Annotated in this window: 21 protein-coding genes; 5 read left to right on the top strand and 16 right to left on the bottom strand. The window is 69.3% G+C overall.

Going from position 1 to position 23,565, the window contains the following annotated elements:
• Positions 1-24: 24 nt before the first annotated feature.
• Positions 25-813 (top strand): peptidylprolyl isomerase, encoded by a 789-nt coding sequence (locus ACZ3IC_RS26060; RefSeq protein ID WP_467419778.1) that lies wholly within the window; start codon positions 25-27, stop codon positions 811-813.
• Positions 814-1,005: 192 nt separating this feature from the next.
• Entirely contained in the window at positions 1,006-2,235 is a 1,230-nt protein-coding gene (locus ACZ3IC_RS26055; protein WP_467419777.1) for a DUF349 domain-containing protein, read from the top strand.
• A gap of 100 nt (positions 2,236-2,335) precedes the next feature.
• On the opposite strand, the gene ACZ3IC_RS26050 is transcribed toward ACZ3IC_RS26055, so the two are convergent.
• The 15 genes from ACZ3IC_RS26050 to pgsA form a co-directional block, all read right to left on the bottom strand.
• A complete protein-coding gene (locus ACZ3IC_RS26050) occupies positions 2,336-4,813 on the bottom strand; it encodes a RelA/SpoT family protein (RefSeq protein WP_467419888.1) in 2,478 nt (825 codons plus the stop codon).
• A gap of 320 nt (positions 4,814-5,133) precedes the next feature.
• Positions 5,134-5,688 (bottom strand): adenine phosphoribosyltransferase, encoded by a 555-nt coding sequence (locus tag ACZ3IC_RS26045; RefSeq protein WP_467419774.1) that lies wholly within the window; start codon positions 5,686-5,688, stop codon positions 5,134-5,136.
• Positions 5,685-6,791 (bottom strand): protein translocase subunit SecF, encoded by a 1,107-nt coding sequence (gene secF / locus ACZ3IC_RS26040; protein WP_467419772.1) that lies wholly within the window; start codon positions 6,789-6,791, stop codon positions 5,685-5,687. Before secF ends, ACZ3IC_RS26045 begins: the two co-directional genes overlap by 4 nt.
• Before the next feature lies 1 nt (position 6,792).
• The gene (secD, locus tag ACZ3IC_RS26035) at positions 6,793-8,532 is read right to left on the bottom strand and encodes a protein translocase subunit SecD (RefSeq protein ID WP_467419771.1); all 1,740 of its coding nucleotides are present in this window, start codon (positions 8,530-8,532) and stop codon (positions 6,793-6,795) included.
• Positions 8,533-8,678: 146 nt separating this feature from the next.
• Positions 8,679-9,158, bottom strand: a complete 480-nt coding sequence (gene yajC, locus ACZ3IC_RS26030; protein ID WP_467419768.1) for a preprotein translocase subunit YajC — start codon at positions 9,156-9,158, stop codon at positions 8,679-8,681.
• 164 nt (positions 9,159-9,322) lie between these two features.
• Positions 9,323-10,396 carry a Holliday junction branch migration DNA helicase RuvB gene (gene ruvB, locus ACZ3IC_RS26025; RefSeq protein ID WP_467419766.1) on the bottom strand — a complete coding sequence of 358 codons (1,074 nt, stop codon included), beginning with the start codon at positions 10,394-10,396 and terminating at the stop codon, positions 9,323-9,325.
• A gap of 83 nt (positions 10,397-10,479) precedes the next feature.
• Positions 10,480-11,106 (bottom strand): Holliday junction branch migration protein RuvA, encoded by a 627-nt coding sequence (gene ruvA, locus ACZ3IC_RS26020; RefSeq protein ID WP_467419763.1) that lies wholly within the window; start codon positions 11,104-11,106, stop codon positions 10,480-10,482.
• Entirely contained in the window at positions 11,103-11,678 is a 576-nt protein-coding gene (gene ruvC / locus ACZ3IC_RS26015; RefSeq protein WP_467419762.1) for a crossover junction endodeoxyribonuclease RuvC, read from the bottom strand. The genes ruvA and ruvC overlap by 4 nt, the downstream gene beginning before the upstream one ends.
• 123 nt (positions 11,679-11,801) lie before the next feature.
• The gene (locus tag ACZ3IC_RS26010; RefSeq protein ID WP_467419759.1) at positions 11,802-12,554 is read right to left on the bottom strand and encodes a YebC/PmpR family DNA-binding transcriptional regulator; all 753 of its coding nucleotides are present in this window, start codon (positions 12,552-12,554) and stop codon (positions 11,802-11,804) included.
• A 61-nt stretch (positions 12,555-12,615) separates the two neighbouring features.
• Entirely contained in the window at positions 12,616-13,209 is a 594-nt protein-coding gene (gene pdxT, locus ACZ3IC_RS26005; RefSeq protein WP_467419757.1) for a pyridoxal 5'-phosphate synthase glutaminase subunit PdxT, read from the bottom strand.
• A gap of 6 nt (positions 13,210-13,215) precedes the next feature.
• Positions 13,216-14,136: a pyridoxal 5'-phosphate synthase lyase subunit PdxS gene (gene pdxS / locus ACZ3IC_RS26000; protein WP_467419756.1), complete on the bottom strand. Its 921-nt coding sequence runs from the start codon at positions 14,134-14,136 to the stop codon at positions 13,216-13,218.
• 168 nt (positions 14,137-14,304) lie between these two features.
• Positions 14,305-14,802, bottom strand: a complete 498-nt coding sequence (locus ACZ3IC_RS25995; protein WP_467419886.1) for a hypothetical protein — start codon at positions 14,800-14,802, stop codon at positions 14,305-14,307.
• 267 nt (positions 14,803-15,069) lie between these two features.
• Positions 15,070-16,230: a glycosyltransferase family 4 protein gene (locus tag ACZ3IC_RS25990; protein ID WP_467419755.1), complete on the bottom strand. Its 1,161-nt coding sequence runs from the start codon at positions 16,228-16,230 to the stop codon at positions 15,070-15,072.
• Positions 16,227-17,162, bottom strand: a complete 936-nt coding sequence (locus ACZ3IC_RS25985) for a phosphatidylinositol mannoside acyltransferase (RefSeq protein ID WP_467419752.1) — start codon at positions 17,160-17,162, stop codon at positions 16,227-16,229. Before ACZ3IC_RS25985 ends, ACZ3IC_RS25990 begins: the two co-directional genes overlap by 4 nt.
• The gene (gene pgsA, locus ACZ3IC_RS25980; RefSeq protein WP_467419750.1) at positions 17,159-17,833 is read right to left on the bottom strand and encodes a phosphatidylinositol phosphate synthase; all 675 of its coding nucleotides are present in this window, start codon (positions 17,831-17,833) and stop codon (positions 17,159-17,161) included. The genes ACZ3IC_RS25985 and pgsA overlap by 4 nt, the downstream gene beginning before the upstream one ends.
• 270 nt (positions 17,834-18,103) lie before the next feature.
• Between pgsA and ACZ3IC_RS25975 the strand changes: the two genes are divergently transcribed.
• Both ACZ3IC_RS25975 and ACZ3IC_RS25970 read left to right on the top strand, forming a co-directional pair.
• Positions 18,104-20,329 carry an elongation factor G-like protein EF-G2 gene (locus ACZ3IC_RS25975; protein ID WP_467419748.1) on the top strand — a complete coding sequence of 742 codons (2,226 nt, stop codon included), beginning with the start codon at positions 18,104-18,106 and terminating at the stop codon, positions 20,327-20,329.
• 147 nt (positions 20,330-20,476) lie between these two features.
• The gene (locus ACZ3IC_RS25970) at positions 20,477-22,147 is read left to right on the top strand and encodes a hypothetical protein (protein WP_467419747.1); all 1,671 of its coding nucleotides are present in this window, start codon (positions 20,477-20,479) and stop codon (positions 22,145-22,147) included.
• Between the two features lie 107 nt (positions 22,148-22,254).
• Here the strand turns inward: ACZ3IC_RS25970 and ACZ3IC_RS25965 are convergent, their stop codons facing one another.
• Positions 22,255-22,815, bottom strand: coding sequence for an HIT family protein (locus ACZ3IC_RS25965; RefSeq protein ID WP_467419745.1), 561 nt, complete (start codon positions 22,813-22,815; stop codon positions 22,255-22,257).
• 66 nt (positions 22,816-22,881) lie between these two features.
• Here ACZ3IC_RS25965 and ACZ3IC_RS25960 point away from each other — a divergent pair, with 66 nt between their 5' ends.
• Positions 22,882-23,559: a potassium channel family protein gene (locus tag ACZ3IC_RS25960; RefSeq protein ID WP_467419744.1), complete on the top strand. Its 678-nt coding sequence runs from the start codon at positions 22,882-22,884 to the stop codon at positions 23,557-23,559.
• The last annotated feature ends 6 nt before the right edge of the window (positions 23,560-23,565 follow it).

Raw genomic sequence — 23,565 nt, 5'->3', positions numbered from 1 at the left:
ACGACCTATCAAGGAGATCACCCGGTGGTCAGCAGCGATCAGCGGCGGCGGCAGCTCGCCAGGGAGAAGTTCGAGCGGCAGCAGCAGCGCCGGGAGGAAGCCCGCCGCAGGACGAGGCGGCTGACGGCCGTCATCACGTCCGCAGTGGCCGTGGTGGCGGTCGCCGGTGTGGGCACGTATATCGCCCTCGACGGCGACGGCGAGAAGGACAAGAGCGACGCGGCCGCGAGCGCGAGCCCTTCGGCCTCGCCGTCGGCGAGCGAGAGCAGCGTGCCCGAGCCCGCGATGAAGATCGACAAGAAGTCGAAGTACACCATGTCGCTCACGACGAACGAGGGAGACATCGCGTTCACGATGGACGCGGCGAAGACGCCGCACACCACGAACTCCTTCAAGTCGCTGGCCGACAAGGATTTCTTCGACGGCACGAAGTGTCACCGACTGACCACGCAGGGCATTTTCGTCCTCCAGTGCGGTGACCCCAAGGGCGACGGCACGGGCGGCCCCGGCTACACGATCCCGGACGAGAACCTGACCGCGCTGGGCAAGGCGGGCGCGGACGGCACGGTGACCTATCCGGCGGGCACGGTGGCGATGGCGAACACGGGCCAGCCTCACACCGGCGGCAGCCAGTTCTTCCTGGTGTACAAGGACAGCAAACTGCCGCCCACCTACACCCCGTTCGGCACGATGGACGATGCCTCGCTGAAGGCCGTCAAGGACGTCGGTGCGGCAGGCGTGGAAGGCGGTGCGCCCGACGGTCCGCCGAAGAAGGCCGTGACCATCTCGAAGGCCGCTGTCGACAAGTCATGACCCGGTCGGGTCGGCAGGACCCGACAGGCTCTGAGGGCGGACCGGATTATTTTCGGCCGCGCTGAGTGCGGACAGCCGGGCGGCCGGTCGCCTAGATTGGCGTTGTGCAGGGCGGGCGCTGCCCGCCCCAGGAAACTGTGGACGATGCCAGGGGGGCGAACCCTCTCGCAGGCATCAGGTGGAGGAGGCGCTGTGAGCAGCGACCCGTGGGGCCGCGTCGATGAGACGGGCACCGTGTACGTGCGTACAGCCGATGGCGAGCAGGTCGTCGGATCGTGGCAGGCGGGTTCCCCCGAGGAGGCTCTGGCCTACTTCGAGCGCAAGTACGAGGGCATTGTGGTCGAGATCGGCCTCCTCGAACGGCGGGTGAAGACCACCGACCTGTCGGCGAAGGACGCCACGACCGCCATCGAGCATCTGCGTCTGCAGGTGGACGAGCATCACGCCGTCGGTGACCTCGACGCGCTGCGCAAGCGACTCGACGCGCTGGTCGCGACGGTCGACTCGCGGCGCGAGGAGCGCAAGGCCCAGAAGGCGAAGCAGACCGACGAGGCGAAGCACGCCAAGGAGGCGCTGGTCGCCGAGGCCGAGGAGCTGGCGCAGAGCGAGCAGTGGCGTTCCGCGGGCGAGCGGCTCCGTGCTCTTGTCGACACGTGGAAGGGCCTGCCACGGCTCGACCGCAAGTCCGATGACGAGCTGTGGCACCGCTTCTCGCACGCCCGCTCGGCGTTCTCCAAGCGCCGCAAGGCCCACTTCGCCTCGCTGGACGCCCAGCGCGAGGAGGCCCGCAAGGCCAAGGAGAAGCTGGTCGTCGAGGCCGAGTCGCTCTCCGGTTCCACGGACTGGGGAGCGACGGCCGCCCGTTATCGCGACCTGATGACGGAGTGGAAGGCGGCGGGCCGCGCCCAGCGCGAGGCCGAGGACGAGCTGTGGAACCGATTCCGCGGTGCCCAGGACGTCTTCTTCGCCGCCCGCAGCGAGGTCTTCGCCGAGCGGGACGCGGAGCAGGGCGAGAACCTCAAGCTCAAGGAGGAGCTCGCGGTCGAGGCCGAGAAGCTGGTGCCCGTGAAGGACCTGAAGGCGGCCAGGGCCGCGTTCCGGGCCATCAACGAGCGCTGGGAGGCCATCGGCCATGTGCCGCGTGACGCCCGCCCGAAGGTCGAGGGGCGGATGCACGCGGTGGAGCGGGCGCTCCAGGAGGCCGAGGAGTCGGAGTGGCGCCGGACGAACCCGGAGGCGCGTGCGCGCGCCGCGGGTCTGACCGGTCAGCTGCAGGCGGCCGTGGACAAGCTGCGTACGCAGATCGACACGGCTCGCGCCTCGGGCAACAACGCCCGGGCCGACAAGCTGGCCAAGGAGCTCGAAGGCCGTCAGGCGCTGCTGGACCAGGCTCTGAAGGGCCTGGAGGAGTTCGGCGGCTGAACAGGTGGGTGTGTACGGAGCCGGTCGGCTCCGTACCGTCCAGCAGCGAGGGGCCCTCCGTCCGTGACGGAGGGCCCCTCGGCATTCACCGCGTCATCGGTCACGGCCTGCGGGCGGAGGTGACGCGGTAGACGTCGTAGACGCCCTCCACGCCCCGTACCGCCTTCAGTACGTGTCCGAGGTGCTTCGGGTCGCCCATCTCGAAGGTGAAGCGCGAGGTGGCCACCCGGTCCCGGGAGGTCTGGACGGCCGCCGACAGGATGTTGACGTGCTGGTCGGACAGGACGCGGGTGACGTCCGAGAGCAGCCGCGACCGGTCCAGGGCCTCGACCTGGATGGCGACCAGGAAGACCGAGGACTGGGTGGGCGCCCACTCGACGTCCAGGATCCGCTCCGGCTGCTGCGACAACGAGTCGACGTTGACGCAGTCGGCACGGTGCACGGAGACGCCGCTGCCGCGGGTGACGAAGCCGATGATCGGGTCACCGGGGACCGGCGTACAGCAACGGGCCAGTTTGACCCAGACGTCGTCGACGCCCTTGACGACGACACCGGGATCGGCGTTGGAGCGGCGCTTGTGGCGGCTGCGCGAGGGCGGCGCGCTCTCCGCGAGGTCCTCGTTGGCGGCGTCCTCGCCGCCGAGCGCCTGCACCAGCTTCTGCACGACGCCCGCGGCCGCGACATGGCCCTCGCCGATCGCCGCATACAACGACGAGATGTCGGGGTAGCGCATCTCATGGGCGAGCGTGACCAGGGAGTCGCCGGTCAGAATCCGCTGGATCGGCAGGTTCTGCTTACGCATGGCGCGCGCGATGGCGTCCTTGCCCTGCTCGATCGCCTCGTCGCGGCGCTCCTTGGAGAACCAGGCGCGGATCTTGTTGCGGGCGCGGGGCGACTTGACGAAGCCCAGCCAGTCCCGGGAGGGTCCGGCGCCGGCCGCCTTGGAGGTGAAGACCTCCACCAGATCGCCGTTGTCGAGGGTCGATTCGAGCGGTACGAGCCGCCCGTTGACCCGTGCCCCTATGGTCCGGTGGCCGACCTCCGTATGGACGGCGTACGCGAAGTCGACCGGCGTCGCCCCTGCGGGAAGCGCTATGACGTCGCCCTTGGGCGTGAAGACGAAAACCTCGTTGCGGGAGAGATCGAAGCGCAGCGACTCCAGGAATTCGCTGGGGTCCTCGGTCTCCTTCTGCCAGTCCAGGAGCTGACGCAGCCACGCCATGTCGTTGACGGTGTCCTGGCCGCGGCCGGTGTTCTTGGGGACGTCGGTGCGCACCTTGGAGGCGCCCGCGACGGCCTCCTGCTTGTACTTCCAGTGCGCGGCGATGCCGTACTCGGCACGACGGTGCATGTCGAACGTACGGATCTGAAGCTCGACGGGCTTGCCACTGGGACCGATCACCGTGGTGTGCAGCGACTGGTACATGTTGAACTTGGGCATCGCGATGTAGTCCTTGAACCGGCCGGGGACCGGATTCCATCGCGCGTGAACGGTGCCGAGCGCCGCGTAACAGTCGCGGACGGTATCGACAAGGACCCGAATGCCCACCAGGTCGTAGATCTCGGCGAAGTCCCGGCCCCGCACGATCATCTTCTGGTAGACGCTGTAGTAGTGCTTCGGCCGGCCGGTGACGGTGGCCTTGATCCGGGCGGCGCGCAGGTCGGCCTGAACCTCGTCGGTCACTATGGCGAGGTATTCGTCGCGCTTGGGCGCCCGCTCGGCGACGAGGCGGACGATCTCGTCGTACATCTTGGGGTAGAGGATCGCGAAGGCGAGGTCCTCCAGCTCCCACTTGATGGTGTTCATGCCCAGGCGGTGTGCCAGTGGGGCATAGATCTCAAGCGTCTCGCGGGCCTTCTTCTCCTGCTTCTCCCGCTTGAGGTAGCGCATGGTGCGCATGTTGTGCAGCCGGTCGGCGAGCTTGATGACGAGGACCCGGGGGTCCTTGGCCATGGCGACGACCATCTTGCGTACGGTTTCGGCCTGTGCGGCCTCGCCGAACTTGACCTTGTCCAGCTTGGTGACGCCGTCGACGAGCAGGGCGACCTGGTCGCCGAAGTCCCGTCGCAGGGTGTCCAGGCCGTACTCGGTGTCCTCGACCGTGTCGTGCAGCAGTCCGGCCATCAGCGTCGCCGGGTCCATGCCGAGCTCGGCAAGGATCGTCGTGACGGCGAGCGGGTGGGTGATGTACGGGTCGCCGCTCTTGCGCTTCTGGCCGCGGTGCCAGCGCTCGGCGACCTGGTAGGCGCGCTCGATCTGGCGCAACGTGGCGTTCTCGATCTTGGCGTCGTTGCTGCGGACGATGCGCAGCAACGGTTCGAGCACCGGGTTGTACGGGCTGGAGCGCTGCACACCGAGGCGGGCAAGCCTGGCCCGTACCCGGTTGGAGGAGCCGCCGGAGCGGGTCGCGGAAGCGGCCGGGGTGACCGGCTTGGCAGCGGGCTTCGCCGGGGGCTTCGGGGCGGACGTGGCCGGCAAGGCGGGGGCGACCGGCTGCGCAGGGGAAGCGGGCGCGGGCCGCAGCGCGGGGGAAGCGGGCGCGGGCCGCAGCGCGGGGGAAGCGGCCGCGGGCCGCAGCGCCGGGGTACGGGTCCGCTCCGGGCCCGTACCGGGCTCGGGGGCCGGGGGCTTCGGCTTCTGTGCAGGCTGCTTCTTCCCGGGCGTGGCTGGGGCCGCCGCGGGCTTGTCGGGCTGCGGGGCGGCGACTGGCTGGGCCTCGTCTGGCAAGAGCGCTCCTCGTGCGGATCCGGATACCCGGAAAGGCCATCGTATCGATCCTGTGGCCGGTCCTCGCCCGGGGATCGTGAGCCTCCTCACAACGCGGGACGGGCACCCGGTTGTTCCCGGGTGCCCGTCCTTCGTGCATGAGCCGTTGCCACGTAACGGTCTGCTGCTGCTCAGACCGAGATCAGAACCTCCAGCGGGGCGCCGCGCAGGCCCTGCTCCAGTCGGGCACGGCCGGGCAGGAATCCGAGCTCCATGAGCACCGCGACGCCCGCGACCTCGGCACCGGCCCGCCGGATCAGCTCCAGCGAGGCCTCGGCGGTTCCGCCGGTCGCGAGGATGTCATCGATGACCATGATCCGGTCGTCGGCGGACAGGTCCTCCGCGTGGATCTCGATCTCGGCGGTGCCGTACTCCAGCTCGTACGCCTGGCTGAGCGTGGCTCCGGGCAGCTTCCCCGCCTTGCGGACGGGTACGAAGCCGAGCCCGGCCCGGACCGCGACCGGGGCGGCCAGGATGAAGCCGCGCGCCTCGAGGCCGACGATCTTCGTGGCGCCGTGCCGTACGCACAGCTCCGCGAGGGTGTCGGTGAGGGCCGCGAACGCCGTCGGGTCCGCGAGCAGCGGGGTGATGTCCTTGAACATCACGCCCGGCTTCGGATAGTCCGGCACATCGCGGATCCGGCTGAGCAGGAGCTCACGGGTGCTCTCGGTGGTGCTGCTGGTCATCGGCGCTTCCCCGGGGTCCGGCCGTGGCCCCTGGGGGGCTGCTGCCGCTGGCCGACGACCGCGGCGGCGGGTTCGGCGTCCTCCGGGACGTCGTCGTCGTTCGACTGCTCGCCCTCGGCGGACTCGCCCTTGGCGGCGGCCGCCGCACGCTTGGCGAGGACCCGCTTCTTCAGAGCCTTCATCTGCGGGTCGCGTTCCTTGAGGTCGGCGACGAGCGGGGTGGCGATGAAGATCGAGGAGTACGCACCGGCGGCCAGGCCGACGAAGAGCGCCAGGGAGATGTCGTTCAGCATGCCGGCGCCGAGGACACCGCCACCGATGAACAGCAGACCGGCGACCGGCAGCAGTGCCACGACGGTGGTGTTGATGGAACGGACCAGCGTGCTGTTGATGGAGCGGTTGGCGATCTCGCTGTACGTCCACCGGGTCTGCTTGGTGATCCCCTTCGTGCCCTCCTTGAGGCTGTCGAAGACGACGACCGTGTCGTAGAGGGAGTAACCGAGGATGGTCAGCAGACCGATCACGGTGCCCGGGGTGACCTCGAAGCCGACCAGGGCGTAGACGCCGACCGTGATGGTGATGTCGTGTATCAGCGCGACCAGGGCCGCGATGGCCATGCGCCACTCGAAGGCGATGGCCAGGTAGATCACCACGAGGACCATGAAGATGCCGAGGCCCATCCAGGCCTTGTTGGCGATCTGCTCACCCCAGCTGGGGCCGACCAGATCGGCAGCGATCTTCTCCGCCGGAACGCCGAGGTCCTTGGAGAGCTGGTCCTTGATCTGGTCGGACTTCTCGGTGTCGACCTCGCTGACCTGGATGCGCAGACTGCCGTTGCCGAGCTTCTGGACAATGGCCTGGTGGCCGGAGGCCTCCGTCGCCAGGTCCTCCGCCTCGGCGACGGTCACACTCGTCTTCGGGGTGGTGAAAACCGCACCGCCCTTGAACTCGATGCCCATGTTGAGGCCGCTGATCGCCAGGCCGACGATGGCCGTGATGGTGATCAGTATCGAGATCCCGTACCAGATCTTGCGATTGCCGATGAAGTCGTAGCCGACCTCGCCGCGGTAGAGACGGGCGCCGAGACTGCCGAGTCGCGACATCTCACGCCTCCTTCGGGTCAGTGGGGGCGTTGACACGGCGCGAGCGGCGCAGCGGCGGCTTGGCGCCGAGCCGCTTCGGGTCCAGACCGGACCACGGATGACCGCTGGAGAAGAACTTCGTACGGGCCATCAGCACCATGAGGGGCTTGGTGAAGAGGAACACCACGACCACGTCGAGCAGGGTGGTGAGACCCAACGTGAAGGCGAAGCCCTGAACCTTGCCGACGGTGACGACAAAGAGCACCGCCGCGGCAAGGAACGACACGAAGTCGGACACCAGGATGGTGCGCCGGGCGCGCGGCCAGGCGCGCTCGACGGCCGGGCGGAGCGTACGGCCATCGCGGATCTCGTCGCGGATTCTTTCGAAGTACACGATGAACGAGTCCGCGGTGATACCGATGGCCACGATGGCGCCGCAGACGGCCGGGAGGTTCAGTGCGAAGCCGATGGCCGGGCCGAGCAGTGACATGATCGTGTAGGTCAGGATGCCGGAGACCATGAGACTCAGGAGCGCGATGAACGCCAGTCCGCGGTAGTAGGCCACCAGGTAGATGACCACCAGGGCCAGACCGATGGCGCCGGCGATCAAACCTGCCTGGAGCTGCTCGCCACCGAGTGCGGCGGTGACCGTGGTGACGCTCTGTTCCTCGAACGAGAGCGGGAGCGCACCGTAGGAGAGCACGTTGGCCAGGTCCTCGGCGGACTGCTGGGTGAAGCTGCCGGAGATCTCGGCGCTGCCGCTGAGTGTCGTGTTCACCTGGGGCGCGGAGACGACCTCGCCGTCCAGGGAGATGGCGAACTGGTTCTGCGGGGGCTGCTGCGCGGAGAGCTTCTTGGTGATCGTCTGGAACTGCTTGGAGCCCTCCTTGGTGAACTCCATCTGGACGATCCACATGCCGCGCTGCTGGTCGAAGTTGGCCTTGGCGCTTTCGACCTCGGTACCGGACACCTCGGCCGGGCCGAGGACGTACTTGACGTCGCCCTCAGAGCTGCACGCGACGACCGTTTCGGTGGACTTGGCGCTCTGTGCCGCCTTGGCGCGGGAGGCCTTGCTGGAGCAGTCGAGGGCCCCGAACTGCTTCTGCAGCTCGGCGGCGGCAGCCTGGTCAGCGGCGGACGCCGACGGCGTGGCGTCGGCCGTCGGGGTGGTGCTCGCCTTCGGGGTGGGCGTGCCGTCGGTCTTGAGGGCTCCGGTGACCGCGCGGCCCTGGGTGGTGGCGCTCGCGCTCGGCTTCGCGGACGCCTTGCCCTCGTCCGACGCCGAGGCGCTCGGGCTGGCGGAGGAGCTGGGCTTGCCGGACGTCGAGGCGCTGGGCATCGGGGTGGGCGTGCCCTCGGCGACGGTCAGCACCGGCCGGAAGTAGAGCTTGGCGGTGGTGCCGACCTGCTCGCGGGCCTGAGCGGAGTTCATGCCCTTGGGGATGTTGACGATGATGTTGCGATCGCCCTGCGTCTGGACCTCGGCCTCGGAGACACCCAGACCATTGACACGGCGTTCCATGATCTCGACCGCGGTGTCCATGTTGGTCTTGTTGATCGCCGATTCCTGGCCGGGCTCGCTCTTCGCCTCGAGCGTGATGGACGTGCCGCCCGCCAGGTCGATGCCCAGTCGTGGGGTCGTCTGACCGGCCAGGAACATCCCGCCGGTGAGCGCGACCATGACGATCAGGATCAGAGCCAGGGAACGCCCCGGCCTGCCCTGACCGCCGGCCGGCCCTCGGCTCTTCTTCGGTGCTGCCACCTTCTCGTTTCTCCCTGTCCAACCGCCCCGCGCCGGGTACGCGCCCGAGCGGCCACGAAGTGTAGTGGGAACCCGCCCCCGCAGAAGACCGCACGGTCCGGGGAGTGCTGGATGCCGGTGGGCTCATGGCATCCCCGGCTCGTGGGCTACTTCGCGTCGGCCTCGCCGTCGGTCTTGCTCTCGGACTTCTTGCCGGACTCGGCGTCCGCCGGCTCGACGTCGTCGGACTCGGTCTTCTTGCCCAGGTCGATCTTGGCGTCGTCCGAGGTGTCCTCGTCGGCGTCGGCCCCGGTCAGCGAGGAGGCATCGTCCGGCACGACCGCGCCGTCGAGGGCATCCTCGTCGTCGCCGTGGACGATGCGGTTGTACTCCGCGTCGTCCAGGACGGCACCGATGGCGTTCTTGGCGTAGACGGCGTGGACGCCGGGCGCGATCTCAAGGAGAACCGTGTCGTCGTTGAGCTCCTTGACGGTGGCGTACATGCCCCCGATCGTCCGGACGCCGGTGCCGGGCTGCATCTCATCGCGCATCTGGGCAGCGGCCGCCTGCTTCTTCTTGGCGGACCGCGTCATCAGGAACATGGCCCCGATGAGCACGACGAGGGGGAGGAGAGACAGGGGATTCACGGGACGAGTTTCCTTCGCACGACCGCGCTGAAAGGCGGCCTGATCTACGGGGGTGGGCACACCGACCTGAAAGGGCGGCATCGGCGGAGTCTAAGCGAGTCCGCATCGATGGAACAACGCCCAGCACACCTCGGTGGTTCCTGTCCGGGTGAACCTGTGACGCGTCACGCCCCGAACAGGCCGTGTTGTCCCTTTCCGCCGTGCTGGGGAGGTACGAGGCCGAGGTGGGCCCAGGCCGCGGGTGTCGCGACCCGCCCGCGCGGCGTCCTGGCCAGCAGTCCCTCCCGTACCAGGAAGGGCTCCGCGACCTCCTCCACCGTCTCGCGCTCCTCGCCCACGGCGACCGCGAGGGTGGACAGTCCGACGGGGCCGCCGCCGAAGAGCTTCAGCAGGGCGCCGAGCACCGCCCGGTCCAGCCGGTCGAGGCCCCGGGCGTCGACCTCGTACACCCCGAGGGCCACGGCGGCGACGGCGCGGTCGATCCGTCCGTCGGCCTTGACCTGGGCATAGTCCCGGACGCGGCGCAGCAGCCGGTTGGCGATACGGGGGGTGCCGCGGGAACGGCCGGCGATCTCGGCGGCGCCGTCCACGTCTATCTCCACGTCGAGCAGGCGGGCGGAGCGGTGGATGACACGTTCCAGTTCGGTGGGGGCGTAGAACTCCATGTGGCCGGTGAAGCCGAAACGGTCGCGCAGCGGGGGCGGCAGCAGCCCGGCCCTGGTCGTGGCACCGACCAGCGTGAAGGGCGGCAGTTCCAGCGGGATGGCGGTGGCTCCGGGGCCCTTGCCGACAATGACGTCGACCCGGAAGTCCTCCATCGCCATGTAGAGCATCTCCTCGGCGGGCCGCGACATGCGGTGGATCTCGTCGAGGAAGAGAACTTCACCCTCCTGGAGGGAGGAGAGGATCGCGGCGAGATCACCCGCATGCTGGATGGCGGGACCCGAGGTGATCCGGATCGGCGCGCCCATCTCGGCCGCGATGATCATGGAGAGTGTGGTCTTGCCGAGGCCGGGGGCGCCGGAGAGCAGGACATGGTCGGCGGTGGCGCCGCGTGCCCTGGCCGCCTTGAGGACCAGGTCGAGCTGTTCGCGCACCTTCTCCTGGCCGACGAATTCGTCGAGGTCCTTCGGCCGCAGCGCCGCTTCGACCGCGGTGTCCTCGCCGTCCGCGTCGGCGTCGACGAGGCGTTCGTCGAGCCGCTCGTCGGTGTCGGGTCCAGTCTCGTCCCAGTTCATTCCGTCTGTCCCGCCTCGGGTGTTTCGGTGCCGCGCGGTGCCCGGCCCTGCGTCGGGGTGTCCCCCGGGATGTCGTGCTCCGGTCAGCGCGCGCGGTTGAGGGTCTGCAGCGCGGCGCGCAGCAGCTGCGGCACGGGCGCCTGCCGGCCCTCGGCCAGGGCCGCCTCCGCCTGCGGGGCGACGGCGGTGACCGCCTCGTCGGCCTCGCGGGTGGCGTAGCCGAGACCGATCAGGGCGGCCTGCAGCTGGTCGCGCCAGGAGGAGGTGACGGCGGTGCCGATGCCCTGTCGGCCGATGTGGGCACCCACGGGCTCACCGAGCCTGCCCTTCAGTTCGAGGATGAGTTTCTGCGCGCCCTTCTTGCCGATGCCTGAGACTGCGGTGAGCGCCTTCTCGTCACCGGTGGCGACCGCGGTCCGCAGGGCGTCCGGGCTGTGGGTGGCGAGCATGGCCTGGGCGAGCCGGGGTCCGACTCCGCTGGCGGTCTGGAGCAGCTCGAAGGCCTGCCGCTCGTCGTCGTCGGCGAAGCCGTAGAGGGTGAGCGAGTCCTCCCGTACGACGAGGGAGGTGGCCATCCTGGCCTCCTTGCCGATCCGGAGGTCGGCGAGGGTGTTCGGCGTGCACTGGACGGCCATGCCGATGCCGCCGACCTCGATCACGGCCGTGGTCGGGGTGAGTACGGCCACGGGGCCGCTGACGAAGGCGATCATCTGGGGACCTTCCGGACGGGAACTGCGGGTGTACGGGGAACGCGCGGGGGACGGGCTGCGGCTGCTGCTGCCGCTTGTGCCTGCCGGAGGCGGTTGACGGCGGGGGCGCGCCAGATGTGGCAGATGGCGAGCGCGAGGGCATCGGCCGCGTCGGCGGGTTTCGGTGGGGCGTCGAGTCTGAGCAGCCGGGTGACCATGGCCCCGATCTGCGCCTTGTCGGCACGGCCGCTGCCGGTGACGGCCGCCTTGACCTCGCTGGGGGTGTGCAGGGCAACGGGGATGCCGCGCCGGGATGCGCAGAGCATGGCGACCGCGCTGGCCTGGGCCGTGCCCATCACCGTACGGACGTTGTGCTGGCTGAACACCCGCTCCACGGCGACGAATTCGGGCCGGTGCTCGTCGAGCCATTCCTCCATGCCGCGCTCGATGGCCACCAGCCGGTGGCCGAGCTCCGCATCCGCCGGGGTGCGGACGACCCCGACGCCGAGCATCGTCAGGGGCCGGCCTGCGACGCCTTCGACGACGCCGACACCGCACCGGGTCAGCCCCGGGTCGACGCCGAGTACCCGCATGGGAAGCCCCCTCCGTACCGATCGGTCAACTGTTCCCGCAGGCTATCGGCTCGCACTGACAATGCGACGGGCCGACGGGTGTGTCCCCGTCGGCCCGTCCGTAAAGGCTGTGCTGAGCGTGGCTCAGGCGTCGACCTTCTCCATGACCTCGTCCGGGACGTCGAAGTTGGCGAAGACGTTCTGCACGTCGTCGCTGTCCTCCAGCGCGTCGATCAGCTTGAAGATCTTGCGCGCGCCCTCCTCGTCCAGCTCGACCTGCATGGTGGGCAGGAAGTCGGCCTCGGCGGAGTCGTAGTCGATGCCGGCCTGCTGGAGCGCGGTACGAACCGCGACCATGTCGGTGGCCTCACTGACGACCTCGTAGGTGTCGCCGAGGTCGTTGACCTCCTCGGCGCCCGCGTCCAGCACGGCACCGAGAACGTCGTCCTCGGTCAGCTCGCCCTTGGGGACGATCACGACGCCCTTGCGGTTGAAGAGATACGAGACCGAACCCGGGTCGGCCATCGAACCGCCGTTGCGGGTCATCGCGACACGCACGTCCGAGGCGGCACGGTTGCGGTTGTCGGTGAGGCACTCGATGAGCACCGCGACGCCGTTGGGGCCGTAACCCTCGTACATGATCGTCTGGTAGTCGACGCCGCCCGCTTCGAGACCGCCACCGCGCTTGACCGCGGAGTCGATGTTCTTGTTCGGTACGGAGCTCTTCTTCGCCTTCTGGATCGCGTCCACGAGGGTCGGGTTTCCCTCGGGGTCCACACCACCGGTGCGGGCCGCGACCTCGATGTTCTTGATCAGCTTCGCGAAGAGTTTGCCGCGCTTGGCATCGATCACGGCCTTCTTGTGCTTCGTCGTAGCCCATTTAGAGTGGCCGGACATCTGCCTTCTCCTTCGCGTCACCAAAATCGATCCGAACCCGGGAGATCCTACCGGGATCGAGTCAGACGACTGCGCGCACCATATCCACGAACAACGCGTGAACGCGATGGTCCCCGGTCAGTTCCGGGTGGAATGACGTCGCCAGGACGTTTCCCTGACGTACGGCGACGATGTGGCCGCCGTGCTCCGCCACGACCGTGGCCTGGGCTCCGACCGATTCCACCCACGGGGCGCGGATGAACACGCCCTCGACCGGGCCGCCCTCGATACCGGCGACCTCCACGGCCGCCTCGAAGGACTCGTTCTGCCGCCCGAAGGCGTTGCGGCGCACGATCATGTCGATCCCGCCGACCGTCTCCTGGCCCGAGCGCGGGTCGAGGATCTTGTCGGCGAGCAGGATCATTCCGGCGCAGGTGCCGTAGACCGGCATCCCGTCCCGTACCCGCTCGCGCAGCGGTTCCAGCATGCCGAACAGGGAAGCCAGCTTGGACATCGTGGTGGACTCGCCACCGGGTATGACCAGGCCGTCGACCTCGGCGAGTTCCTCGGGACGCCGGACCGGCCTGGCCAGGGCATCCGCCGAGGCCAGGGCGATCAGGTGTTCCCGTACGTCGCCCTGGAAAGCCAGGACTCCGATCACAGGGGTGTCGCTCATCAGTGACTACCAGCCACGGTTGGCGTAGCGCTCGGCCTCGGGCAGGGTGTCGCAGTTGATGCCGACCATGGCCTCGCCCAGGTTCCGGGAGGCGTCCGCGATGATCTTCGGGTCGTCGTAGAAGGTGGTGGCCTTCACGATGGCGGCGGCGCGCTTGGCCGGGTCGCCGGACTTGAAGATGCCGGAGCCGACGAAGACGCCCTCGGCGCCGAGCTGGCGCATCAGCGCGGCATCGGCGGGGGTGGCGACGCCGCCCGCGGAGAACAGCACGACGGGCAGCTTGCCGAGCTCGGCGACCTCCTTGACCAGCTCGTACGGGGCGCGGAGATCCTTGGCGGCGGCGTACAGCTCGTTGTTGTCATAGCCACGCAGCCGGGCGATCTCGTTCTTGATCTGGCGCAGGTGACGGACCGCCTCGACGACGTTTCCGGTGCCGGCCTCACCCTTCGAACGAATCATGGCCGCGCCCTCGGCGATACGGCGCAGAGCCTCGCCCAGGTTCGTGGCGCCGCAGACGAACGGGGTGGTGAAGGCGAACTTGTCGCTGTGGTTGACCTCGTCGGCCGGGGTGAGGACCTCGGACTCGTCGATGTAGTCGACACCGAGGGACTGCAGGACCTGGGCCTCGACGAAGTGGCCGATACGGGACTTCGCCATCACCGGGATGGAGACGGCCTCGATGATCTCCTCGATCATGTTCGGGTCCGACATCCGGGCCACGCCGCCGTCCTTGCGGATGTCGGCCGGCACCCGCTCCAGGGCCATGACGGCCACGGCACCCGCGTCCTCGGCGATCTTCGCCTGCTCGGCATTGACGACGTCCATGATCACGCCGCCCTTGAGCTGCTCGGCCATGCCGCGCTTGACGCGGGCGGTGCCGGTGGCCGTGGAGTCGGCGGACTGCGGGATGGTGGGAAGCGTGGACACGGATCGACCTCACTCGGAGAAAAGAGTTGCTGAAAGCGCTGAATGACGCAGTGCTGAGCAAACTCTCCGGGACCAGTCCACAGCAAGGGCCAATGGAGGGCCGGTGGATCGTTTTGAACACGTACGGACCGGGTTGTGAGGCCGGTCATGTACGAATGCGGCCGCCGGTCAGCTGACGGGGCGGTCCGCCAGGGCGACCGGCGGTTCGTCGTCCATCTCGAAAGCGAGCGGGAACGGGGCGTGCCCGGCCAGCCGGAACCACCGCACCGTGCGGTGCCTGCGCAGCGCACGCGCCGCACGCACCGCGTCATTGTGGAACCGCCGGGCCATCGGGACGCGGCGCACGGCTGCGGCGAGTTCGAACGCCGCCGCCTCGCCGCCCGGGATCTCCTTCACGGTCTCCACCTGCGCCGTCTCACCGAACACCGCCCGCAACGCGGTGCTCAGCTCGCTCTCCGCGACCTCACGGTGTTCCTCCTCCGCCTGGCGGGCGGCGTGCGCGGCCTCGTACAGCACGATGGACGCGGCCGGGTCGAGGACACCCGACGTGGCCAGTTCCTGGGTGACCGAGGCGCGGCGCAGGAGCTGCGCGTCGAGGGCGGCGCGGGCCGCGTCGATGCGGGTGTGCAGCCGGTCCAGTCGTCCGGCGGTCCAGCTGAGGTACATGCCGATCGCGACGATCGCGACGGCGATCCAAATAAGGGTTTCGATCACGGGCGGCAAGGCTACCGTCGGAGCGCGGGTGGTGCGGCCGTCCGGCCTGGGGCTCGGGCTGAGCGCGGGTGCGGACGGGCTCGGTCGCCGCCGGGGCGCCGCCCTGGCCCCGGGCCTCAATCGCCGGACGGGCTTGATGTGCCGCGCGAATCACCCGGCGGGCTCGATGCCCGGCGCGAACCATTCCGCCGGCTCGATGCATGGCGCGCCCGCCCCCGCTCAGTCCCGCGCCAGTCCGAAGCGTGCGCGCAGGCCGGTGCGTTCGTCGGCCGCCACCGACGCCGCGCCGTCCGTCACCGTCTCGTACACCGCGAGGATGTCCGCCCCGACCGTCGACCAGTCGAAGCGCCGCACGTGCGCGGCTCCCCGCTCGCGCAGCTCCGTACGCCGCTCCGGGTCGCCGAGGAGCCGGATCGCCGTCGACGCCAGCGCGTCCGCGTCCTCATTGGCGAAGAGCTCGCCCGCCGCGCCCAGGTCCAGGACCTGCGCGAACGCATCCAGATCGCTGGCGAGGACCGGCGCGCCGGCCGACATCGCCTCGACCAGGATGATCCCGAAGCTCTCGCCGCCCGTGTTGGGTGCCACGTACACATCGACGCTGCGCAGCAGCCGCGCCTTGTCCTCGTCGCTCACCATGCCGAGGAATTCGACGCGGGCGCGCATCTCCTCGGGCAGCGAGGCGACGGCCTCCTCCTCATCGCCGCGGCCCGCCACCAGCAGCCGCGTGTCCGGACGCGCGGCGAGGATTGCGGGCAGCGCCCTCATCAGGACGGGCAGCCCCTTGCGGGGCTCGTCGATGCGCCCGATGAAGCCGATCGTGCCGCCCTGCCACTCGGCCTTGGGCTCGGCCCCGGCGAAGAAGCCGACATCGACCCCGTTCGGAATGACGACCGCGTCGCCGCCCAGGTGCTCGACCAGGGTCCGGCGTGCGTATTCGCTCACCGCGATGCGCGCGCTGATCTTCTCCAGCGCGGGCTGCAGAATCGGGTACGCCGCGATCATGGCCCGGGAGCGCGGGTTGGACGTGTGGAACGTGGCAACGATCGGCCCCTGCGCGGCCCAGCAGGCGAGCAGTCCCAGCGACGGCGAGGTCGGCTCGTGGATGTGGATCACGTCGAAGGTGCCGTCGTGCAGCCAGCGGCGCACTCGGGCTGCCGAGAGGAACCCGAAATTCAACCGGGCCACGGAGCCGTTGTACGGGACGGGAACGGCCCGGCCCGCCGATACCACGTACGGCGGCAGCGGTGTCTCGTCGTCGGCGGGTGCCAGCACCGACACCTGGTGTCCCAGACGGATCAGGTGTTCGGCCAGGTCGCGGATGTGGAACTGCACACCGCCCGGTACGTCCCAGGAGTACGGGCAGACGATTCCGATCTTCACGGCCGGTCCTCCCGGTTCTCCAGGTCGGCGAGCCAGAGCCATTGCAGCATGTGCCAGTCCTCCGGATGCTCGGCGATTCCGACGGCGAAGGCATCGGCCAGCGCCTGTGTCATCGAGGACGTCTTCTCCGTACGGCTGCCTGACTCGGGCACCTCGACCGGCGGATGGACACGTGCCTTCATCACAGGCGTGTCGTCGTACGAGAGGGTCGCCGGCAGCAGCAGCGCCCCGGTCTGCTGGGCCAGCAGCGCCGGTCCCGCGGGCATGCGCGCGGTGTCGCCGAAGAACGTCACCTCGACGCCGGAGGCCGACAGGTCGCGATCGGCGACCAGACAGACCAGGCCGCCCGCGCGCAGTCGTCGCGCCAGGGTGCCGAAGGCGGCGCCGCCGCTGTGCGGCAGGACCTCCATGCCGAGCCCCTGACGGTAGGCCACGAACCGGTCGTACAGCGTCTCGGGCTTGAGCCGCTCGGCAACCGTGGTGAAGGGCACCTTGAGATCGGTGGTGACCCAGGCTCCTGCCAGGTCCCAGTTCCCCAGGTGCGGCAGGGCGAGGATGACGCCGCGGCCGGAGTCCAGCCCGTCGGTCAACCGGTGCGCGTCCGTCACCTCTACCGACGCCTTGATCCGCGCCGGACTCCAGGTGGGCAGCCGGAACGACTCCATCCAGTAGCGCATGTACGAGCGCATCCCGGCCTTGGAGAGCGCGGCGAGCCGGGCCTCGGACGCCCCGGGCACGACCCGTGCCAGATTGGACTCCAGCCGCAGCACTCTCTTGCCCCGCCGCTTCCACACCTGGTCGGCGATGGTGCGGAAGAGAGCCCGGGCGACCGGCTCGGGGAGCTTCTTGACGGCGGCCCAGCCGAGCCCGTACAGCCCGTCGGTCAACCGGTCCTGCAGGCCGGTCTGCGTCTCACCCGGTGCGCTGCTCACTGCGTGGCCCCGCTCCCCCGGTCCGCAGCGGCGGCATCGGCCGCATCGGCCTCCGCTGACTCGCGGCGCACGGTCACGACCCGCTGCACGAGCGTCACCAGGCTGCCCGCGGCGACGATCCACAGCGCGACCGGCAGCAGGATGTCGATCCCGGGGACACCGAACTTGTGAAGACCGGCGAGTCCGGCCGCGACCAGCGAGATCACCAGCCGCTCGGCGCGCTCCACGAGACCGTTGACCGCGACCGGCAGCCCGATCGACTCGCCGCGCGCCTTCGTGTACGAGACCACCTGGCCGGACGCCAGGCAGAAGATCGCGACCGCGCACAGCACGTTGTCGTCGCCGTTGCCCGCGTACCAGAGCGCCAACCCTCCGAAGATGGCCCCGTCGGCGACCCGGTCGAGTGTCGAGTCCAGGAACGCGCCCCAGCGGCTGGAGATACCGGCCTGCCGGGCCATGTTGCCGTCGACGAGGTCGGAGAAGACAAAGATCGTGATGACGACCGTGCCCCAGAAGAACTCCCCCATCGGGAAGAAGACCAGCGCACCTGCCACCACTCCGGCCGTACCGATCAGAGTGACCGCGTCAGGGCTCACACCGAGACGGAGCAACAGTGCGGCGAACGGTGTGAGGACACGCGTAAAAAATGCACGCGCGTACTTGTTCAGCATGGCCTTCCCGAGGGTCGGTGGGCCGAGCGGCCCCTTCGGCCACCGGCTGGCCCATCGTAGTCACGCCCGCCGGACTCCACCGTCCGGGCACCCGGCCGTCGCGCGGCGGCGCGCGACGTATGGACGCGACGTGACCTGAGTGGAAAGCTCGAATTACCGCGGGCGTCGCCGTAGCCGCCGCGGCGGCTCTCCCGTGCCCGTGCACCCTTCTCCCCCAATCCGCGCCGGCTTTTCTTCCCGCTCCGCGCCACTATCTGGGAGGCACGCATCATGGGCGACAAGGCACACGCACACACCGGGGCCGCCGGCAGGGCAGCGACGGCCGACCAGGCCTCATCCCTACGGAATGTGGTGCTGGTCGGCCACAGCGGCTCCGGCAAGACCACCCTCGTCGAGGGCCTAGCACAGACCACGGGCGCGGTCAACCGGGCCGGCCGGGTCGAGGACGGCGCCACCGTCTCCGACTACGACGAGATCGAACACCGCCAGCAACGGTCCGTACAGCTCTCCCTGGTCCCCGTCGAATGGGGCGGGTACAAGATCAATCTGCTGGACACCCCCGGATATGCCGATTTCGTCGGGGAACTCAGGGCCGGTCTGAGGGCAGCGGACGCGGCCCTGTTCATTGTGTCCGCGGCCCAGGAGGCCGACGCCGTGGCGGGCGCCACCCGCGCCGTGTGGGATGAGTGCGCAGCCGTCGGCATGCCGCGCGCCATCGTCATCACCCACCTCGACACCGCGCGTACCTCGTTCGACGAGATGACCCGGATCTGCGGCGAGATCTTCGGCGGCGGCGACCCCGACGCCGTACTCCCGCTCTACCTGCCCGTCCTCGGCCCCGAGGGCCCCGACGGGCACGCCCCGCTCAGGGGACTCACCGGACTTCTCACCCAGCGGATCTTCGACTATTCCTCCGGCGAGCGACAGGAGAACCCACCCGCCGACGCCCAGCAGGCCCGGCTCCAGGAGGCGCGCGCGAGGCTGATCGAGGGGATCATCGCCGAGAGCGAGGACGAGACCCTGATGGACCGCTATCTCGGCGGGGCCGAGATCGATATCAAGACACTCATCGACGACCTGGAACGTGCCGTCGCCCGGGGCACCTTCCACCCCGTCCTCACCGCGGCCCCCGCCGCCGAAGGCGCCCGCCAGGGCATCGGCACCGTCGAGCTCCTGGACCTGATCACCGGCGGCTTCCCCACCCCGTTGGAGCGCCCGCTCCCCGAGATCACCCCCTTGCACGGGGCCCCGCGACCGGTCCTGACCTGCGACCCGCAGGGCCCGCTCGTCGCCGAGGTCGTCAAGACGGCCTCCGACCCGTACGTCGGCCGGGTCTCGCTCGTACGCGTCTTCTCCGGCACCCTGCGCCCCGACGAAACCGTCCATGTCTTCGGCCACGGCCTCACCGCCCCCGGCCACGAGACCCGCCCCTTCCACGAGGCGGAGGTACGTGTCGGCGCGCTCTCCGCCCCCTTCGGCAATCAACAGCGCCCCCTCACCGCGTGCATCGCCGGAGATCTGGCCTGCGTCGCCAAACTGCTCAGCGCCGAGACCGGGGACACCCTCTCCGCCAAGGACCGGCCGCTGCTGATGGACCCCTGGACCGCACCGGACCCACTGCTGCCGCTCGCCATCGAGGCCCACAGCAAGGCGGACGAGGACAAACTCTCCCAGGGGCTCTCCCGGCTCGTCGCCGAGGACCCGACCATGCGCCTCGAACAGAACCAGGACACCCACCAGGTGGTTTTGTGGTGCCTCGGCGAGGCCCATCAGGACGTGGCGCTGGACCGGCTGCGCAGCCGCTACGGCGTCCAGGTCGACGCCGTGCCCCACAAGGTGTCGCTGCGCGAGACCTTCGCGGCCCCGTCGACGGGCCGGGGCCGGCATGTGAAGCAGTCCGGCGGTCACGGCCAGTACGCCATCTGCGAGATCGACGTGGAGCCGCTGCCACCGGGTACGGGCATCGAATTCGTCGACAAGGTCGTCGGCGGAGCGGTACCCCGCCAGTTCGTCCCCTCCGTCGAGAAGGGCGTGCGCGCCCAGGCCGCCCGCGGAGTGGCGGCCGGACATCCGCTCGTCGATGTACGCATCACCTTGCGGGACGGAAAGTCCCATTCCGTGGACTCCTCCGACGCCGCGTTCCAGACCGCGGGCGCACTCGCCCTGCGTGAGGCGGCCTCGGACACCCGCATCCAGCTCCTCGAACCCGTCGCCGAGATCCAGGTCCTGGTCCCCGACGACTACGTCGGGCCGGTGATGAGCGATCTGTCCGGGCGGCGCGGCAGGGTGATCGGCACCGAACAGTCCGGCCCCGGACGCACTCTCGTACGGGCCGAGGTACCGGAGCTGGAGATCGGCCGGTACGCGATCGACCTGCGCTCCCTGTCCCATGGCGCCGGCCGCTTCGACCGGACGTACGCCCGGCACGAAGCCATGCCCCCACAACTCGCGGAACGCATCCGCGAGCAGCAGGAAACCAACCCGAATGACTCGTAATCGACGGTGCCGCCCGCCCTTGTCCACAGGGGCGGGCGGCGTATTGATCCGGACGATACGCTGTGGTCCCAGCTCAGAAGGTGTGCCGGGCACGGCAGTTGGGAAACAGCCGCAGGAGCAGTTCCTCGGCGGCGAGTGGGGGCGACAGTGGGCAACGACGGATTCGATTTCTCTCCTGGAGCGCAGATCCCGCTCCAGGGTTCGGGTGGACAGGCGGTGGCGACGAACGCCCTCGCCTCCGCCGCGTACCGCGACAGCCCGGTGGAAAAGATCCTTGAAGCCAACAGCGAGTGGCACAAGTCCGAAGTGAAGGCGGGCCGCTCCAAGCTCTTCAAGTCCGACTACTTCAAGCCCAACCTCGGCGAGGCATTCTCCCGCGCTGTCCAGGAACGCATGCTGGGTGGCGCCCGGAAAGCCCTCATCCAGTCGTTCGGAACCGATCCGCAGTCCGTCGTCGAGCACTGCCTGTCCGCGACCCGCCTACGCAGGGCGCGCGACACCAAGCTGACCGCCGTCACCGCCCTGTTCGGCTTTCTCTTCCTGCCGGGAATGCTCCTGTGGGTCATCGCGTTCCGGCTGCGCGACTCCCTCGGCAACACCAAGGACAAGGGCCTCGCCGCCTTGGGGAACGCCCTCCTCCCGGTCATCGGCCTCGTCGCCCTGCTCTTCCTGATCAAGCTGCCGCTCACCGGGTTCCTGGCCCTCTACGTACGGGCGATGATCGTCGCCCCCGTCATCGGCTGGCTCATCGCCAGACGGATCGCCGAATCCTCCGCCAAGGACATGCGCGCCCGCTGGGAAGGGCTGCTCTCCGGCGGCGGCGTCGTCGCCAAGATCCCCGAGGCCGTACCCAAGAACCCGAACGAGACCTCCCGCGAGGCGCTCCGCCAGGGCCTGGAGAAGCTCTCCGCCGAGCAGCAGTCCAACTCGGTCTTCTACGCGGGCCCCAAGGGAATCCTCGGCATGGGAACCCGCTGGGGCAGCTGGCAGCTCGCCGAACAGCTCGTGTCCAAGGAACCCGGCAAAGAATTCCACCAGTTCCGCAGCTGGGACCTGATACGGGCCATCCACGACCAGCTCAAGGTGCTCGAACGCGGTCCGCTGAACTCTGGAGGATTCCCCACCCCCTCGGTCACGCACTGGATCGTGTCACCCGTCGGCGAGAACGCCGACTCGGTCTCCCGGCCCGAAGGCGAGGACGTCGCCACCTTCCAGGTCAAGCCGCACGAAATACAGCGAATCTGCAACCATCAGCAGTTCGGCGGCGGCGACCGGCATTACCTGGGTGTCCAGTTCACCCTCTGGGACGGCCAGTTGGTCATCACCATGATGATCACGGTCACTGTGCTCTACGAAACCCTGCGCATCGAAGTCACCGGACACGCACTCGGCCCGGTCCACTCGCTCTTCACCAGCAAGCCGGCGGCCAAGACCAAGACGGTCAACAAGACCGTCCGGTTCTGGGAGACCCGCGACATCACCCTCGCGCTGGTCGAACCCCACGAAGTCGTCCGCCTCGCCCTGCGCGCCCCCTTCACCTGGTACCCGCCGCTCCTCGACTACCTGGGCGGCAAGATCGCCCTGCCCGAACCGTTCGGCCTGCGCCACGCCTGGGCGGAAAAGCCGTGGCGCCACCGCTTCATGGCCGACGACGCGATGCGCGCCGCCACCCCCGTCCTGCGCGCCGTGCACACCGCCGCCCTGCGCGTCCTGGAGGAGAACGGCGTCGACACCGAGCGCTTCGACAACCGCTCGATGGTACTGAGCGGACTGGTACAGGACCCGACTCCGCGCAAGGCCGACCTGTACGACGCGTAAGAAAGACGCACAGACATACGACGCATAGGACAGACGCTCACAGACATGCGAAGGGCGCCCCGGTACGAACAGAAACCGGGGCGCCCACGCAGAAGCAACAGCTCGGATCAGGCCGCCGGCCAGGCGTCGGCCAGCATCTTGCGCGTATCGGCGAGCAGCTGCGGCAGCACCTTCGTATGCCCGATCACCGGCATGAAGTTGGTGTCACCACCCCAGCGCGGCACCAAGTGCTGGTGCAGATGCGCCGCGATGCCGGCCCCTGCGGAAGCACCCTGGTTGAGTCCGATATTGAACCCGTGTGCCCCCGACGCCACCCGCAGAGCCGCCATCGCCCGCTTGGTGAAATCGGCCAGCTCCAAGGTCTCCGGATCATCCAGCTCCGTGTAGTCCGCGACATGCCGGTACGGCACCACCATCAGGTGCCCGCCGTTGTACGGATACAGATTCAGCACGGCGTACACCTTCTCACCGCGCGCGACGACAAGCCCGTCCTCGTCCGATTTCGACGGGATCGCACAGAACGGACAACCGTCACCGGCCTCCGGACCGGTCGGCTTGTTCTCGCCCTGGATATACGCCATCCGGTGGGGCGTCCACAGGCGCTGGAACGCGTCGGGCGTCCCCACTCCGATCTGCTGCTCCGGCTCACTCGTCATGTCGATCAGCATATTGCTTCACTCCCGAGAAGCGTGTCGCCGGGGCCGCACCCGTCACCGCCCGGCAATGCTGAGGCGATGAGCGATCAGCCCGCGGACTCCGCCCCTCAGAGTTTCAGGCTCTGGGAACAGCGCACAGAGGTGCCGCTCTTCAGCGCCTCGCTGCTCTTCCTGCTCGGTTACGCGGTCCGCGTCCTCGCCCCTGACGACGCCGAGCCCTGGCGCAACCTCGCCCTGGGACTGGTCGGCGCCACCTGGTTGCTCTTCGTTGTGGACTACGTCGTACGACTTCGCCTCAGTGGCCTCGGCCACCGTTTCGTCCGTGTGCACTGGCTGGACACGGTGGTACTGCTGCTTCCGCTGCTGCGGCCGCTGCGCCTGATCCGGGTCTACACCGCGGTCCAGCGGCGCAGGGAGCGGCCGCGGCTGAGCCTTTACGCCCGCGTGATCGCCTACTCCGGTGCCACAGCCCTGCTGCTCGGCTTCTCCGCCGCGCTGGCCGTCTACAACCAGGAACACACGGTGAGGGGGGCTTCGATCCGTACCTTCGGCGACGCGGTGTGGTGGGCGTGCGAGACGCTCACAACGGTGGGGTACGGGGATACGGTGCCGGTCACGCCGGGCGGCCGGGTGGTGGCGTCGGGCCTGATGGCCTGCGGGCTGGCGCTGCTGGGGGCGGTGACGGGTTCGTTCTCGTCGTGGCTGTTGCAGGTGTTCCGACGGGAGGACGAGAAGAGGTCCCCGGAGGGCAGGTAGCTCTCC

This window comes from Streptomyces sp. NPDC002958, from assembly GCF_055563255.1.
This window is presented reverse-complemented; position numbering and strand designations above follow the sequence as displayed.

Excerpts from the sequence above, each read along its gene's own strand:
- ACZ3IC_RS25995 (WP_467419886.1), bottom strand. The coding sequence starts at position 14,802 with ATGTACCTCAGCTGGACCGCCGGACGACTGGACCGGCTGCACACCCGC.
- ACZ3IC_RS25965 (WP_467419745.1), bottom strand. The coding sequence starts at position 22,815 with ATGCTGATCGACATGACGAGTGAGCCGGAGCAGCAGATCGGAGTGGGG.
- ACZ3IC_RS26010 (WP_467419759.1), bottom strand. The coding sequence starts at position 12,554 with ATGTCCGGCCACTCTAAATGGGCTACGACGAAGCACAAGAAGGCCGTG.
- pgsA (WP_467419750.1), bottom strand. The coding sequence starts at position 17,833 with ATGCTGAACAAGTACGCGCGTGCATTTTTTACGCGTGTCCTCACACCG.
- ACZ3IC_RS25960 (WP_467419744.1), top strand. The coding sequence starts at position 22,882 with ATGAGCGATCAGCCCGCGGACTCCGCCCCTCAGAGTTTCAGGCTCTGG.
- ruvB (WP_467419766.1), bottom strand. The coding sequence starts at position 10,396 with ATGAACTGGGACGAGACTGGACCCGACACCGACGAGCGGCTCGACGAA.
- secF (WP_467419772.1), bottom strand. The coding sequence starts at position 6,791 with ATGTCGCGACTCGGCAGTCTCGGCGCCCGTCTCTACCGCGGCGAGGTC.
- ACZ3IC_RS26045 (WP_467419774.1), bottom strand. The coding sequence starts at position 5,688 with ATGACCAGCAGCACCACCGAGAGCACCCGTGAGCTCCTGCTCAGCCGG.
- pdxT (WP_467419757.1), bottom strand. The coding sequence starts at position 13,209 with ATGAGCGACACCCCTGTGATCGGAGTCCTGGCTTTCCAGGGCGACGTA.
- ruvA (WP_467419763.1), bottom strand. The coding sequence starts at position 11,106 with ATGATCGCCTTCGTCAGCGGCCCCGTGGCCGTACTCACCCCGACCACG.
- ACZ3IC_RS25975 (WP_467419748.1), top strand. The coding sequence starts at position 18,104 with ATGGGCGACAAGGCACACGCACACACCGGGGCCGCCGGCAGGGCAGCG.
- ruvC (WP_467419762.1), bottom strand. The coding sequence starts at position 11,678 with ATGCGGGTACTCGGCGTCGACCCGGGGCTGACCCGGTGCGGTGTCGGC.